Genomic DNA, 14,783 nt, shown 5'->3' with positions numbered 1-14,783 from the left:
GGACTGTCAAAAACATGGATGTTTTTGCCAAGCCCCCATGGATGGGTTTACGGCGTGTCCCGGAGCGGGGCTGCCCGACGGCCGCCCCAGCTCGTATCAATGAAACGCCGCTCTTCGCGCACAAACTCAGTCGCGCTTGACCGGCGACACCCACATATCAATCCGCGCTTCGAACACCACCGTTCCGGCGGTATCACGCACCTGCACGTTCACCGGCAGCGCATAGCCCGCTTCGGCACTGACAATCGCCTGCGCAGGCGTGGCGACTGCATGCTGGGTGCCGGTTGCCTTGGCGAGATACTTCACCTCCATGCCCTTGGGGATCCAGCGCATGCCTTTGGGCAGCGAGGCATCCACCATCAGCCCGGCGGTGAGCTCGGCCAGGTTGCACAGCGCGATGGCGTGGACGGTGCCGATGTGGTTGGTGACGCGGCGCCGATGCGCGATGTGGCCTTCGCAGCGGCCCGATTCGAGCATGGTGATGCGCGGGGCGATGCTGGCGAAATAGGGCGCCTTGAAGCAGACCGCGCGCGAGAACAGCCATTGGCCGGCGGGCCAGCGCTGCATGCGGCGGTAGAGGGTCAAGAGGGGGGCGGACATCAGCAGGTCTCCCGGAAAGCGGCTGCGAGGAAGGCAATGAAAAACGGCGGACCGAAGTCCGCCGTTTTGGGGTGTATCGAGGCTGGCGTTATGCCGCTTCCTGCGACTGCGCGTCCTTGCGTTCGCGGTCGTAGTAGCTGGCCGAACGCAGTTCGTGCGGCTCGAAGTCGTCCACCGTGATGGTGTCCATGGTCAGCGTGCGCAGCTCTTCCAGCAGCGTGCGCTCGTCCTGGGTGATCACCCCTTCGGACACCGCTTCGTCGAGCTGTGCGTTGAAGTCCAGTGCTTCGATGCCCTTGGTCTTGAGCGCCTTGATGAACTTGCGCTCCACCGGCTCGGCCATGATCGCCTTGGACAGGTAGCTGTTGATGCGGCCACCCGGGTTGTTCTCGCACGGGGTCAGGAACACGCCACTGGCCAGGCGGTCGCGAGCTTCGTTGGGCGCCATCAGCAGCGCGGCCACGCGGTGGCCCAGGCGGTCGCCCGGGGCTTCGGCACGGCGGCCGAACGGGAAGATCAGCAGCCACATCAGCCAGCCGATCGGACGGATCGGGAAGTTGCGCAGCGCCGCCGAGAGCGATTCCTCGATCTTGTGCACGCTGTCATGGAACGCCCAGGCCAGCAGCGGCTGGTCAGCCACGGGCGCGCCTTCGTCGTGGTAACGCTTGAGCATGGCGCTGGTCATGTACACGTGGCTCAGCACGTCGCCCAGGCGGCCCGACAGCGATTCCTTGAACTTCAGCTTGCCGCCGAGGGTCATCATCGAGATGTCGGCCATCAGCGCCAGGTTGGCCGAATAGCGGTCGAGCTTGCGGAAGTAGCGGCGGGTGTAGGCATCGCCCGGGGCGGCGCCGAAACGCGCGCCGGTCAGGCCCAGCCAGAACGAACGCACCGCGTTGGAAATGCCGAAGCGGATATGACCGAACAGGCTGCGGTCGAAGGACTGCAGGCCGGCCTTGGTGTCCGGATCCTGCGCCGCCTTCATTTCCTGCAGTACCCACGGGTGGCAGAGGATCGCACCCTGGCCGAAGATCAGCAGGCTGCGGGTCATGATGTTGGCGCCTTCCACCGTGATCGCGATCGGCGCGGCCTGCCAGCTGCGGCCGGCGAAGTTGCGCGGCCCCAGGATGATGCCCTTGCCGCCGATCACGTCCATCACGTCGGAGATCACTTCCCGGCTCATGGTGGTGCAGTGGTACTTGGCAATGGCCGACGGCACCGACGGCACGTCGCCGCGGTCCACCGCAGCCGCAGTGGCCTGGCACAGCGCGCTGATCGCATAGGCCTTGCCGCCGATGCGGGCCAGCGCCTCTTCCACGCCTTCGAAGCGGCCGACCGACAGGCCGAACTGCTTGCGGATGCGCGCGTAGGCACCGGTGACCACCGCACCGGCCTTGGCACCGCCACTGGCGGTGGAGGGCAGGGTGATCGAGCGGCCCACGGCCAGGCACTCGTTGAGCATGTTCCAGCCCTTGCCGGCTTTCTCGGCACCGCCGATCAGCTGGGTGAGCGGAATGAAGACCTCCTTGCCGCGGATCGGACCGTTCTGGAAGGTCGAGTTCAACGGGAAGTGGCGACGGCCGATCTCGACGCCGGCGGTGTCGCGCGGCAGCAGGCCCAGGGTAATGCCGATGTCACGGGTCGGGCCGATCAGGCCGTCCGGGTCGTACATGCGGAACGCCATGCCGATCAGCGTCGCGACCGGGGCCAGGGTGATGTAGCGCTTGTCGAAGGTGAGCTTGACGCCGAGCACCTGCTCGCCGTTCCACTCGCCCTTGCAGACGATGCCGTAATCGGGAATCGAGGTCGCGTCCGAACCAGCGAACGGACCGGTCAGGCCGAAGCACGGCACTTCACGGCCGTCGGCCAGGCGCGGCAGGTACTGGTCCTTCTGTTCCTGGGTGCCGTAATGCACGAGCAGTTCGCCCGGGCCCAGCGAGTTGGGCACGCCGACGGTGGAGCTGACCACGCTCGACACCGACGCCAGCTTCTGGATCACCTTGTGGTGGGCCAGCGCGCTGAAGCCCAGGCCGCCGTATTCCTTCGGGATGATCATGCCGAAGAACTTGTTCTTCTTGATGAAAGCCCACAGCTCCGGCGGCAGGTCGGCGTAGACGTGGGTGATTTCCCAGTCGTTGACCATCGCGCACAGTTCTTCCACCGGGCCATCCAGGAAGGCCTGTTCTTCGGCGGTGAGCTGCGGCTTGGGATAGTTGAGCAGCTTGTTCCAGTCCGGGTCGCCGGTGAACAGCTCACCTTCGAAACCGACCGAACCGGTTTCCAGCGCGATGCGCTCGGTCTGCGACAGCGGTGGCAGCACCTTGCGGAACACCTTCATCATCGGGGCGGTCAGCAGCGGCTTGCGGATGAACGGCAGCAGCAGCGGCACGGCAATGACGGCGACGATCGCCGCAGCCACGATGGTGGCGGTCTGGTTGACATAGGGGACGAACCAGCAGGCCGCCAGCAGCACCAGGCTGACGAGCGTCCAGGTGATCAGCCGCATCCGGTGGTAGGCGACGATGGCGCCTGCCAGCAGGATGGCGAGGAAGGGAACGACAATGCTCATGAGCGTGCTCCGGTGACGTGCTCGGTTGTGGCGGACTGTGCCACGGCGGAGGCCGAGGGCAACACGTCCAGATAGTCCAACACAGTAGCGGTAAAGGCGTTGTTGTCGTCGCCGGCGACCATATGCGTGGCCTCCGGCAGCTGCACGTGGCGCGCGTGCGGCACCAACGCCAGGAATTCGGCCACCGTTTGCGGGGTGACCAACGTGCTGCGCCCGCCGCTGACCAGCAGCACCGGGCATTTCACCTGGCGCGCTGCGTCTGCAAGCGCGTCCTGGTGCTGTTCGCTGTCGCGCGCCAGTTCGGCGACCAGCCGCGGGTCCCAATGCCAGCGCCAACGGCCGTGGCCATCCTCGCGCAGCAGGGCGCGCAGCGACGCTTCCGACTTGCGCGGGCGGTGCGGCAGATAGGCCGAGATCACATCGGCGGCCTGTTCCAGTGAAGCGAATCCTTCGGGATGCGCGGTCATGAACATCAGGATCTTTTCGACGCCGGCGGTGTCCCAGCGCGGGGTGATGTCCACCAGCACCATCGCCGAGAACAGGCCCGGCCAGCGCGCTTCGGCGAGCAGGCCGAACAGCCCGCCCATCGACGCGGCCACCAGGATCGGCGGCTGCGGTTGTTCGCCAGCCAGCACAATCAGGTCATCGGCAAACTGCTCCCCGTGATAGGCGAGGGTGGCCGGGTTCCAGTCCGAGTCGCCATGGCCGCGTGCATCGTAGGCGAGCGTCTGGTAGCCGGCGGCGGCCAGCGACTGCGCGGTGGCAGTCCAGGCGTGCCGGGTCTGGCCGAAACCATGGGCGAACAGCACGGTGCCGCGGCGCCCTGGGGCCGAGCGGGTTGCCGCCAGCACGGCGTCGTGCGCGGCGGTGAGGCGCTCGTCGGTGGGGGCAGATGGGCGGGAGGCGGGAGTTACCATACTTGCTAGTATGGACCTGGCTTCTGGCATGTCAATACTCTCTAGTATGGTTGGTATCCCTCGCAGCCACGCTCCGCGTGGCTCCATGCGGTGCGGCCAGACAGCGCAGGGTTTCCCGGCCCCGGTTTCGGGCAATTCCACACAAACCGACCCCGGCGTATGGTTAAATCAGCGCATGAATGAACCTGAAGCTTCCGCCGGCGAGCCCCGAGCCGGCCGCAACAGCCGCCTGAGCGCGGAAGACTGGGCGCAGGCCGCCTTGGATCTCATCGCTGAACAGGGTGTCGGCGCGGTCGCGGTGGAGCCGCTGGCCAGGCGCCTGGGAGTGACCAAGGGCAGCTTCTACTGGCATTTCCCTTCGCGCGATGCGCTGCTGCAGGCCGCACTGGAGCGCTGGGAGCTGTTCGAACAGGAGCAGGTGTTCGGCAGCCTGGAAGACGTTCCGGATCCGCGTGCGCGCCTGCGCCAGCTGTTCCAGGTAGTGGCGCACGAAGTGCAGCCGCACATCATCTACAGCGAACTGCTCAAGGCACTGGACCACCCGATGGTGCGTCCGGTGATCGATCGCGTTTCGCACCGTCGCCTGGAGTATCTGGTGGCTTCGTTCCGCCAGGCCGGATTGAGCCGTACCGATGCGCAGCATCGCGCACGCCTGGCGTATGCCGCGTACGTGGGCTTCCTGCAGCTGTCGCTGCAGCTGCAGCAGCCCAAGCCGGCGCGCGAGGATTTCGAAGCGTATGTGGAGCATGTGATCGAGACGCTGATCCCGATCGGTTGAGCGCACTGCACAGGAAAGGAAAAGGCCGCGGAATGCGGCCTTTTTCATGGATGGCACAAAAAAACAACGGCCCCTTTCGGGGCCGTTGCTGCATCAGGTACCGATCAGTGGATCGATCAGAACTTCTGCTTGTACTGCATGTAGTAGTAGCGGCCCGGCAGGTCGTACTGCGGGTCGAACATGTTGTACGACACCTGGTACGACACCGGCGGATCCTTGTCCCACACGTTGTTCAGACCCAGCATGACGGTGCCGTTCCACGGGGTGTTGTAGCGGAACTGGATGTCATGATAGGTGGTCGCACCGATGTGGTTGGTGCCGTTGTCGCCATCCGAGCAGTAACCGAAGACATCGGTATCGGACGGATCGAACGGGCAATCTTCGGTCATGCCCGACTTGTAGCGCACACCGTAGTTGACGCCGAAGTCGCCGTACGACCAATCCAGGTACGCGTTGCCGCGGATGCGCCAGTACGGATCCTGGTCCAGGTAGTTACCCTGGCGGCCGTCGACGTCTGCGTCTGCGGTAGCCTTGGTTTCCCACTTGCTCAGGTAGGTGGCATCGACCGTGAAGGTGAACTGGCCGAAGCTGGTTTCCGGCAGACGGTACTGCACGCCCAGGTCCCAGCCTTCCACATTGTAGGAAGACAGGTTCTGCAGCGGCATGCGCACGTCGACGATGGCGCCGTTCTGCGCGGCGGTGCCGTAGTTCGGGTCACGCGTGATCAGACCGCAGTACGCTGCCTGCTGCTGCGGGGTGCCGCCGTAGCAGTACGACATGATGTCGTTGATCGCCGGGCGGGTGATCGCGTTTTCGACTTCGATCTGCCACCAGTCCAGGGTGACATTCAGGCCGGTCACGAAGCTCGGGCTGAACACCAGGCCCAGCGTCTTGCTGGTCGAGGTTTCCGGCTTCAGATCCGGGTTCGAGGTCCAGGTGAACGCTTCCGGGGTCTGCTTGTTGGCGCCGCTGCCGGCGCCCGGCTGCACGAAGCCGGCCGGAACGCCCTGGTCGGCACACTGCTGTGCCACGCCGCCGACACGCAGGCCGTTGGTGCTGGAGCACGGATCGGCGTAGGTTTCGAACGAATCGGCATCACCGGCGAACAGGTCGTTGATGCTCGGCGCGCGGAAGCCTTCCGAGTAGTTACCACGGATCATCAGTTCGTCGATCGGCTTCCAGCGGAAACCGAACTTGTTGTTGGTGGTGTTGCCGAAGTTGCTGAACTTCGAGTAGCGGGTGGCCGCACTGAAGTCGAGCAGCTTGGCGCCCGGCAGGTCAGCCAGCACCGGGATCGACAGTTCCAGGTAGAACTCGTCCAGATCGTACGAACCCTTGGTCGGCTTGGCGCCATTGCCGGTGCTCAGGCCAGCGGCGATGAAGGCGTCCGGGTCGAACTGGCCGCTTTCCTTGCGGTATTCGTAACCGGCTGCGAAGGCCAGGTCACCGGCCGGCAGCGGAACGATGGTGCCGGAGATGTTGGCGTAGTAGCCCTTCGACTCGAGGGTCGAGGAGTCATGCGCGGTGAAGGCGGTGTAGTCGATCGCAGCCTGCGAGATCGAACCTTCCGGACCCAGCGGGTTGACCGGGACGCAGCCCGGAATGATCGTGCCGGTGGCGCCGGTGTTGGTCACGCAGACCGGGTTGCCGGTGAGCGGGTCGATACGCGACGGACCATAGGCCAGGGCCAGGTTGGTCTTGTTGAACAGGCCGTAGGTCAGCACATTCTCGTCGGTCTTGTCGTAGCGGTAACCGGCATCCCAATCGAAGGTGCGGTCAGCGAACTCGAAGAAGCCTTCGAAGCCACCATAGAAGTGCCAGTTCTTGACGTTCTGGTTGAACGAACGGCCGCCGGTTTCATTGAAACGACGGTTCACGCCGGTCAGGTTGACGCCATACGGGTTGTACATGCTCTGCGCGCTGAGCGTCTGGCTGGTCACCGGCATGGCGGCCAGCAGCTGCTCGGACTTACGCTCGTTGTACAGCGCTTCGGCCTTGAACGTCACGTTGTCGGTGATGTTGTAGGAGCCGGTGGTGAACAGCGAGGTACGTTCCTGCGGGGTCAGCAGGTAGTTGTCCGGCGAGGTGTTGTACCCGTGGATGTTCGGGTCGAACACGGTTTCCACGCCATTGAGAATGACGTAGCGGGTGCCGCCGCGGATGTACGAGCCCGGGATGCCGGTGCTGCTCTGGCCGCTGAAGAACGGCGGGCCACCGGCGGAGATCGCGCGGTCGCCGGCCATGACCGAGCCTTCCTTGACGTAGGAAGCGCCCATCATCACCGACGCGCGGTCGGTGGTGGTGCCCAGGGTGAAGTCATAGGCTTCGCGCTCGCCGTCGCCGGCGCTGTACTGGCCCTTGTAGACGTTCGCTTCAGCCCCGTCGAAATCCTTCTTCAGGATGATGTTCACCACGCCGGCGATGGCGTCCGAACCGTAGATCGTCGAAGCGCCATCCTTCAGGATGTCGATGCGCTCGACCATCGCGGTCGGGATGGTGTTCAGGTCGACGCTGCCGGTGATGCCGGTGGTCCAACGGCGGCCGTTGACCAGCACCAGGGTACGCTGGCTGCCCAGGTTGCGCAGGCTGATGCCGGAGGTGCCGTCACCGCCGTTGTTGAAGGTACGGTTCAGTGCGGCGCCGCTGGCGGAGACGCGCTGCAGGATGTCGGCGACCGAGGTCACGCCCTGCTTGTCGATGTCCGCGCGGGTCAGGCTCAGCACCGGCTGCGAGGTCTCGATGTCGGTGCTCTTGATGCGCGAACCGGTGACCGAGATGCGGTCCAGGTTGGTCGTATTGGCAGCTTCCTGCGCCTGCGCGGTGGCGGTGCCGGCCGCGACGACCAGTGCAACGACCACTGCATCACGCAGCTTGTTGGACTTAAAGTTCATTGCTCTCTCTCTCCAAGGGAATCTTGGGTATTCACTGGGGTGTTTGCCTCAGGCGGTGCCAATAGAGAGCACCAAAGACCACAAGGCTGACTCGATAGTAACTGCCGCTTCGAAAGAATTAAAGTAGCGTTAATGAAGTCTGTGATCTGTGTGAAATTCGGCAAAGTCCTTGTGGATCAAGGCCCTTAAGAGGGTTGTAAGCGTCAAATGACTCATTTGTTAACAAATTGTTAGCAAAATAGTTGCAGTTGTTTTGTCACGCTCTGTATCAGGTTGGCGTGTTCAGTGACCTCAACGGGGGCGCTGGAACGACAAAGGCGCGCCAATGGCGCGCCTTTTCTGGTCTTCCCGGGTCATCGAAACGTGGACTCAGAGGTCCTGCTCGTACCGCACGTAGGGCACGGTGCCCTCATCGGTGCTCTCGTTGCGCGGGGCGAAGGGGTTCTTGCCGCGGGTGATCACGTTTTCGGCACCCACGGTGAGCTGGCCGCTCCACGGGGTGCGCCAGGTCAGGCCAACGCCCAGGCCTTCCCATTTGCCGGGCTGGCCGGGCACGTCGACCACGCGGCCGATGATGTTGCCGCTGAAGTTGCCGTAGCCGGCACCCAGGGTGAGGCTCTTGCTGTCCCAGCGGTCCACCAGGGCCGGGGACACGTCTGACAGCGGTACCAGGCGCGCCTTGGCGTAGGTGCCGCCAATGGAGACGAAGCCTTCGCGGCCAATGTTCTTCTGGCCGAACACGGTCAGGTCGTTCTGCTCGGCGCGCAGCGCCGGCGATTTGTTCGGGCCGGCCAGCCAGGCGGGCAGGGTGTCCTTGCCGGTGCCGGCGGTGATGCCGATGCGACCGCCGGGGCGGTTGAACGCGGCGGTGCCGGTGACGCGGCGGCTCAGCGCGTTGTCGTCCTCGTCACCCAGGCTGGCCAGCATGCAGTGGCTGGCCAGCCCGCTGATGCTGGTGCCGCGGCTGCTGTTGCACAGCAGGCCAAGCGAATCGCCCGAGGACAGCCCGAAGGCGGCATCCAGCGAACTGCGCCCGAAATGCCAGCGGGCGCCGGCAGCCTGTTCCCCGGTGGGTTCCAGGTACAGCAGGGCCTCGACCTTGCCGCTGCCCTTGTTCCAGACCGGAATCACCGTGCTGTCCTGGCGGGCCTTGGACTGCGCATAGGCGCCCGGGATCGCGGCGAGGGCGATCATCAGGGCCAGCGGTAGACGCAAAAGGGCGCGCATGGGAATTCTCAGACAGCGGTGATGAGCACAAGTTCCCGCCGAAGCGGGACACTGATCCTAGGGCGTTTATGAATTCTTAACAAGTCTTGGTTCTCCCCAGAACAAAACTCGCGCGGCGATTACTGAAGCCGTTCAGGTGCCGGTGAGGAAACAACGGCGTCGCTAAACAGTATGTCGAATTCCGTCAACGGAAAGTGATACTCCCGTCCGCAGAATTCGCAACGGATGTCCACGGATCCCGTGGGTTCGGCGGCCGCCCGGGCCTCAACTTCGCCCAGCGACTGCAGCATGCCCTCCACCCGTTCGCGCGAGCAGGAGCAGGCAAAGCGCAGCGGGCGCTCACCCAGCAGCTCGGGTGCCTGTTCATGGAACAACCGGTGCAGCAGCTCATTGCCGGCCACGTCCAGCAGTTCCTGCTTGCCCAGCGTCTCGAACAACGCACTGGCCCGGGACCAGCCGTCGGTATCGCCCTCGTCGCCGGGTAGCTTCTGCAGCAGCAGGCCGGCGGCCCGGTCGCCATCGGCGGCCAGCAGCAGGCGCGTGGGAAGCTGTTCGGACTGGCGGAAGTAGTCTTCGAAGGCCTCGTCCAGTCCGGATGCGCCCAGGCCGACCAGGCTCTGGTAGCGCTGTGGCTCGCGCGGGTCCAGCCCGGGGTTTTCAATGGTGATGGCCAGCAGCGCGTCCTCGCCCAGCGCGGTCAGGTCGCGCGGGGCATCGCCTTCGCCGGACAGCTGGACGATGCCGCGCAGGGTGCCGGCGGCGGTGCATTCGGCAAACAGCGTGCGCATGGCGGTGTTGCTGCGCAGCTGGATCGACAGCCGGCCGTCCACCTTGGTGTGGCCGGTGAACAGCGCCGAGGCCACGGTGGCTTCACCCAGCAGCTCGGCCGCGGCCGGCGGGTAGGTGCCGTGGGAGAGGATCTGCTGCCAGCTGGCGTCAAGGTGCACGTGCACGCCGCGCACGCCGGCATCGGGAAGCAGGAAACGGATGAGGGAATCGGTCTGGGCGGTCATCGGGTCGGTGGCTGCGCTTAAGTAATGAGGGCGTGTTGCCGGATAATGCGCCGACAACCGTGCAAGCAGAGGATGCACCACTAATGGGGGCAGAGCGCAGCAACCACAAGGCCGAACCGGGCCTGGAACCGACCCGCCGGCGCCGCTGGCGCTGGAAACACCTGCTGTGGCTTCCGGTGCTGTTCGTGGCCGGCAGCGTGCTGCAGGTGGCCGTGCTGCGCTTCATCGACCCGCCGCTGTCGACGGTGATGCTGTGGCGCTATGGCGAGGCGCTGGGCCAGGGCGACTGGAGCTACCGGCTGCATTACCAGTGGCGCGACCTCGACCAGATGGCCCCGAGCCTGCCCATCTCGCTGGTAGCGGCCGAAGACCAGCGCTTTCCCGAACACAATGGCTTCGACCTGCAGGCCATTGAAAAGGCGCGCGACCACAATGCCCGCGGCGGGCGCCTGCGCGGCGCCAGCACCATCAGCCAGCAGGTCGCCAAGAACCTGTTCCTCTGGCAGGGCCGCAGCTGGATCCGCAAGGGGCTGGAGGTCTGGTACACGCTGCTGATCGAAACGCTGTGGCCGAAGTGGCGGATCCTGGAGATGTACGCCAACATCGCCGAGTTCGGTGATGGCATCTACGGTGCGCAGGCGGCATCCAGGCAGTTCTGGAACAAGGATGCGGCGCGGCTGTCGCCGGCCGAAAGCGCAAAACTGGCGGCCGTGTTGCCGGCTCCGCGCCGGTACAACGCCGCGCGCCCCGGCCCCTACGTGCAGCGACGCGCCGCCTGGATCCAGCGACAGGCGCGGCAGCTCGGCGGCGGCGCCTACCTGAAGGATGAGTGAGCCATGACGATTGAACGCCTCACCCTGGTCATCGCGGCCCACAACGAAGCGCTGGCGCTGCCCCTGTTGCAGCCACGGCTGCGCGCGGTCCTGGATGGACTGGAGGGCGTCGAGGGCCGGATCGTGTACGTCGACGATGGCAGCACCGATGCAACCTGGCAGGTCATGCAGGAACTGGCGTCAGCCGACAGCTGCGTGGGCGTGCTGCGCCTGTCGCGCAACTTCGGCAAGGAGGCGGCACTTACGGCCGGACTGGACTTCGTGGACACCGGCGCGGTGATGATCCTCGATGCCGATGGACAGGACCCGCCCGAGCTTATTCCGGAGTTCGTGGCGCTGTGGCGGCAGGGCTATGACAACGTGTACGGCACCCGCCAGGTGCGCGACGGCGAAAGCTGGCTCAAGCGCAGTACGGCGTCGGCGTTCTACCGGGTGATCGGGCGGATGTCGAGGATCCCGATTCCGGCCGATACCGGCGATTTCCGCCTGCTCTCACCGCGCGCGCTGCAGGCGCTGGGTCAGCTGCGTGAACGCCACCGGTTCATGAAAGGGTTGTTCGGCTGGGTCGGCTTCCGGCGCGTTGCGTTGCCGTATCACCGGCATGCGCGGATGGTGGGCGACAGCAAGTTCGGGTTGTGGAAGCTGTGGAACTTCGCACTGGAAGGCATCACCAGTTTTTCCACGGTACCGCTGCGGGCGGCGACGTACCTGGGAATGGCCACGGCAGGGGTGGCATTCCTGTTCGGCGGATGGGTGGTGCTGAAGGCAGCGCTGTACGGCGACCGGGTAGCCGGCTACCCCACGATGATGGCGGTGATCCTGTTCCTGGGCGGGGTGCAGCTGATCGCGCTGGGCCTGATCGGGGAGTACCTGGGCCGGCTGTACGAGGAATCCAAGCAGCGGCCGTTGTACGTGGTTGACACTTGGCATGCACCGTTCGTGGCAGACTCGGGCGTGCATCCCATCGGTGGAGAGCAGCGAGATGACCACGGTACGACAGCTGTTGGAAGGCAAGTCCCCTGAGGTGTTCGCGGTAGGCCCGGAATCGGCGGTGATCGACGCGATCCGGTTGATGGCCGACAAGGGCATCGGCGCGGTATTGGTGATGGACGGCCGCAGCCTGGTCGGCATCCTGTCCGAACGCGATTACGCACGCAAGATCGTGCTGCATGACCGCTCCTCGAGGTCGACGAAGGTCAGTGACATCATGACCGCCAAGGTGGTGACGGTGGCGCCGTCCGAGCAGGTGGAGCACTGCCTGCAACTGGTTACCGACTACCGCATCCGCCACCTGCCGGTGGTGGACAGCGGCGGCGTGATCGGCGTGATCTCCATCGGCGACCTGGTGAAATCGGTGATCGACGAACAGGCCCAGAAGCTGGACCAGCTGCAGCAGTACATCGTCGCAGGCTGAGCTGCCTGCAGGTATTTTCAAGCGAAGAGCAGCGTTTCAGTTCTTCCGTGCTGGGGCGGCCGACGGGCAGCCCCGATGTTTGGTCGTGCGCGGAAACGAGGAGCAGCCACGCAGGGCGTGGCTATTTACTTCGCGTACCGGCCGCCACAATTCGAATCTTCACCCGGCCCGGTTTCAATCGTGGCCAGCAGCGCCGCTGGCGGGGCAATGCTCCCCAGCGTGAGGGCGATGGCACCACGCAGACCCAGCGCCTTGAAGTCCGGCCGGAACGACGGATCCTTGAACGTGCCGCCGATGCGCAGCGGCGAACGCAGTGCCAGGATGCTGATGTCCTTCGGACGGGGGCGCAGCAGCAGGTCGAGCTTTTCCTGCTTCAGGTCCACCGTGCCTTCTCCAAGGATCAGCGTATCGGTGGTATCAAACGCCAGCTGCTGCGAGGTCATCAGGCCCTGCTTCACGCCGAAATCGCCCCACGCGCAGCGCAGCGGAATCTGCTTGTCGCCGGTGAACAGGAACTTCAGCGATTCGGCTACATCCAGGCCGGCCAGTTCCATGATCAAGTTGCCGACATGGCCGCGACCGATGCCCACCGCAACGGCGCCATCGGAGCTTCCCAGCATGGATGCGATCGAGTTGCCGTTGCCGGTAAGGTTGATCTCACCACTGATGCCACCGGAGGCCTGCTCGGCCAGCTTCGCGTCGGGGAACAGCCCGCCCAGCTGCACCTTGCGGATGCTGGCCTTGAGCTGGGTGGCAATGGTCGGCTTGCGTGCATCCATGCGGATGGTGCTGCGGATGTCGCCGCCGGCGACGCCGAAGTTGAGCGGCTCCAGGCGCAGCAGGCCGTCGTCCAGCTTCAGGTGTGCATCCATGTCGTCCAGCGGCAGCGCGGGGGAGTTGATGCGCTGCGCCTTCCAGTGCACATCGGCATCCATCGCGCGGAGCTTGCTGAGGTCGTAGGGCGTATCCGGGAGCACGCGTGCCTTCACTGCGAGTGCTGCAGCCTTGGCCTTCTGTTCGGCATTGGCCGATTCGCCGGCGCCGGTCTTGGGCGGGGCGCCGACGAAGCCGGCAAGGTCATCGAAGTCCAGGCGTTTGGAAACAAGTTCCGCCTTGAGGAAGGGGCGGTCGCCACTGACGTCGATCTGCGCGGTACCGCCCAGGTCGCTGTCGCCGGCGACACCGGTGAAGTTCTCGTACCGCCAGACATCGTTGTTGCGCTTGAGGCGGCCTTTCAGCCGATACGGCGGAGTGGAGGGGATGGCAAGGCCGATCAGTGGATACAGGTCTTCCATGTCCTGGCCGCTCAGCGCGAAATCAAGATCGAAGGTGCGCAGGGCGAACGGGTTGGTCAGGGTGCCGCTGGCAATGGCATGGGTACTGCCGGCACGGCCATCCAGATGGATGCGGAACGGATGCTCGCTGTTGGTCAGTTCCAACGGCGATTCGGTGTTGCCCGCCAAGGTGAACGGATTGCCCTGCCAGCGGCCCTTGCCGCTGACCAGCAGCGGCGGTGCGCTGTCGGCATTGCGTGGTTTGCCGCTGGTGATGGCGACCAGGATGTCGGTCTTTCCAGCGGCATCAAGGAACTTCAAGCGGCCATCGTCGACCAGCAGGCGTTGCAGCACGGGCGGCTCGCCATCGCTGGGGCCAAGAAAATCCCAGTTGCCGGGCTGGTCCTTGCCGGGGGCGGTTTCCAGCAGCAGGTCGGGGCGGGTGAGGCGGATTTCCGGAATGCGGATATCGCCACGCAGCAGGGGCCAGGCGCGCAGGTCGATCTCGGCGCGGTCGGCGCTGGCCATCCGTGGGGTCTTGGACCATTCGGCATTGGCGAATGTCAGGCCATCGGCGCGCACGGTAAGGGTGCGCCCGAGATCGACATCCAGATTGCCGCCAATATGGAATTCGCGGCCGGTCTTGGCCTGTATGGCGCGCTCAACGGGGCCTTTGAACCAGTTCCAGTCCCACAGCGCGATCACCAGCAGGATCAGCGCGAACAGGAAAACCAGCACCGCCAGCCAGCGCTGCCTGCGCTTGCCCGGTCGGCGAAAACGCCAGCGTGAGCGGGAGGATGGCGCAACGGGCGTAGGAGCGGGAACGGTATTCACCCGCCCATCCTTGCCCGTTCATCGTGCAGGCAACGCGAAGCATTGGTAAGGATCGCGTCAGTGTGGCGCCAAAGCCGAAGCCAAGGCTGGAGCGCTTGCTATTCATTGATACGTGCTGGGCGGGCGGGGGTAGCCCATGCCGGGACACGCCGTAAACCCATCCATGGGGGCTCGTTCGCGCCATCCATGGCGCTCTACGGTCCCGGCATGGGCTACCCCCGCCCGCCCCCAAGCAGTTTCTCAGCGGTGGGAAGAGCAAGGGCCTGCTCTTGATCTCCGTTGCCTGCCGACCAGACGTCGAAGGGGCGGTGTGGGTGGGTTGACGGGACCGTAGAGCGCCATGGATGGCGCGAACGAGCCTTATCTGTTCGGAATCTGGCAGCGTAGGCGTCGAGAGCCGGCGTGGGCCGCCGTAAGAGCCTGGATCTCGACG

The 14,783-nt window shown here is 65.0% G+C and carries 11 protein-coding genes; 4 read left to right on the top strand and 7 right to left on the bottom strand.

The annotated features are described in order from the left end of the window. Positions 1-126 precede the first annotated feature (126 nt). The 3 genes from V9K91_RS19175 to V9K91_RS19165 form a co-directional block, all read right to left on the bottom strand. Entirely contained in the window at positions 127-600 is a 474-nt protein-coding gene (locus V9K91_RS19175; protein ID WP_336443797.1) for a hotdog fold domain-containing protein, read from the bottom strand. Between the two features lie 88 nt (positions 601-688). Further along, on the bottom strand, positions 689-3,169 hold the full coding sequence (locus V9K91_RS19170; protein ID WP_336443798.1) for an acyl-CoA dehydrogenase: 2,481 nt from the start codon (positions 3,167-3,169) through the stop codon (positions 689-691). Next, a complete protein-coding gene (locus V9K91_RS19165) occupies positions 3,166-4,086 on the bottom strand; it encodes an alpha/beta hydrolase (protein ID WP_336443799.1) in 921 nt (306 codons plus the stop codon). Before V9K91_RS19165 ends, V9K91_RS19170 begins: the two co-directional genes overlap by 4 nt. Before the next feature lie 175 nt (positions 4,087-4,261). Here V9K91_RS19165 and V9K91_RS19160 point away from each other — a divergent pair, with 175 nt between their 5' ends. After that, positions 4,262-4,864: a TetR/AcrR family transcriptional regulator gene (locus V9K91_RS19160; RefSeq protein WP_068853700.1), complete on the top strand. Its 603-nt coding sequence runs from the start codon at positions 4,262-4,264 to the stop codon at positions 4,862-4,864. 116 nt (positions 4,865-4,980) lie between these two features. Here the strand turns inward: V9K91_RS19160 and V9K91_RS19155 are convergent, their stop codons facing one another. From V9K91_RS19155 to V9K91_RS19145, 3 genes are all read right to left on the bottom strand, one after another. After that, entirely contained in the window at positions 4,981-7,755 is a 2,775-nt protein-coding gene (locus tag V9K91_RS19155) for a TonB-dependent receptor (protein ID WP_095364330.1), read from the bottom strand. A 369-nt stretch (positions 7,756-8,124) separates the two neighbouring features. Further along, positions 8,125-8,949 carry a hypothetical protein gene (locus tag V9K91_RS19150; protein WP_176472695.1) on the bottom strand — a complete coding sequence of 275 codons (825 nt, stop codon included), beginning with the start codon at positions 8,947-8,949 and terminating at the stop codon, positions 8,125-8,127. A gap of 152 nt (positions 8,950-9,101) precedes the next feature. Continuing rightward, positions 9,102-9,995 carry an Hsp33 family molecular chaperone HslO gene (locus V9K91_RS19145; RefSeq protein ID WP_210130871.1) on the bottom strand — a complete coding sequence of 298 codons (894 nt, stop codon included), beginning with the start codon at positions 9,993-9,995 and terminating at the stop codon, positions 9,102-9,104. 83 nt (positions 9,996-10,078) lie between these two features. On the opposite strand from V9K91_RS19145, the gene mtgA reads away from it, so the two are divergent. The 3 genes from mtgA to V9K91_RS19130 are packed head-to-tail and all read left to right on the top strand — an operon-like array spanning position 10,079 to position 12,242. Next, positions 10,079-10,828 carry a monofunctional biosynthetic peptidoglycan transglycosylase gene (gene mtgA, locus V9K91_RS19140; RefSeq protein WP_068853696.1) on the top strand — a complete coding sequence of 250 codons (750 nt, stop codon included), beginning with the start codon at positions 10,079-10,081 and terminating at the stop codon, positions 10,826-10,828. 3 nt (positions 10,829-10,831) lie between these two features. After that, positions 10,832-11,851, top strand: coding sequence for a glycosyltransferase family 2 protein (locus V9K91_RS19135; RefSeq protein WP_336443800.1), 1,020 nt, complete (start codon positions 10,832-10,834; stop codon positions 11,849-11,851). Beyond that, on the top strand, positions 11,811-12,242 hold the full coding sequence (locus V9K91_RS19130) for a CBS domain-containing protein (RefSeq protein ID WP_095364327.1): 432 nt from the start codon (positions 11,811-11,813) through the stop codon (positions 12,240-12,242). The genes V9K91_RS19135 and V9K91_RS19130 overlap by 41 nt, the downstream gene beginning before the upstream one ends. A gap of 125 nt (positions 12,243-12,367) precedes the next feature. Here the strand turns inward: V9K91_RS19130 and V9K91_RS19125 are convergent, their stop codons facing one another. Continuing rightward, a complete protein-coding gene (locus V9K91_RS19125) occupies positions 12,368-14,260 on the bottom strand; it encodes an AsmA family protein (RefSeq protein ID WP_336443801.1) in 1,893 nt (630 codons plus the stop codon). Positions 14,261-14,783: the final 523 nt, after the last annotated feature.

The sequence above is a fragment of the Stenotrophomonas sp. CCNWLW57 genome (genome assembly GCF_037203925.1).
GTDB classification, from domain to species: Bacteria; Pseudomonadota; Gammaproteobacteria; order Xanthomonadales; family Xanthomonadaceae; genus Stenotrophomonas; species Stenotrophomonas rhizophila_A.
The sequence above is the reverse complement of the archived record's forward strand: the minus strand, read 5'-3'. Positions and strand labels throughout refer to the sequence as shown.

Bases quoted from the DNA above. Each gene is read 5' to 3' on its own strand.
- V9K91_RS19150 (WP_176472695.1), bottom strand. From the start codon at position 8,949: ATGATCGCCCTCGCCGCGATCCCGGGCGCCTATGCGCAGTCCAAGGCC.
- V9K91_RS19145 (WP_210130871.1), bottom strand. From the start codon at position 9,995: ATGACCGCCCAGACCGATTCCCTCATCCGTTTCCTGCTTCCCGATGCC.
- V9K91_RS19165 (WP_336443799.1), bottom strand. From the start codon at position 4,086: ATGGTAACTCCCGCCTCCCGCCCATCTGCCCCCACCGACGAGCGCCTC.
- V9K91_RS19160 (WP_068853700.1), top strand. From the start codon at position 4,262: ATGAATGAACCTGAAGCTTCCGCCGGCGAGCCCCGAGCCGGCCGCAAC.
- V9K91_RS19175 (WP_336443797.1), bottom strand. From the start codon at position 600: ATGTCCGCCCCCCTCTTGACCCTCTACCGCCGCATGCAGCGCTGGCCC.
- V9K91_RS19130 (WP_095364327.1), top strand. From the start codon at position 11,811: ATGACCACGGTACGACAGCTGTTGGAAGGCAAGTCCCCTGAGGTGTTC.
- V9K91_RS19170 (WP_336443798.1), bottom strand. From the start codon at position 3,169: ATGAGCATTGTCGTTCCCTTCCTCGCCATCCTGCTGGCAGGCGCCATC.
- V9K91_RS19155 (WP_095364330.1), bottom strand. From the start codon at position 7,755: ATGAACTTTAAGTCCAACAAGCTGCGTGATGCAGTGGTCGTTGCACTG.
- mtgA (WP_068853696.1), top strand. From the start codon at position 10,079: ATGGGGGCAGAGCGCAGCAACCACAAGGCCGAACCGGGCCTGGAACCG.
- V9K91_RS19135 (WP_336443800.1), top strand. From the start codon at position 10,832: ATGACGATTGAACGCCTCACCCTGGTCATCGCGGCCCACAACGAAGCG.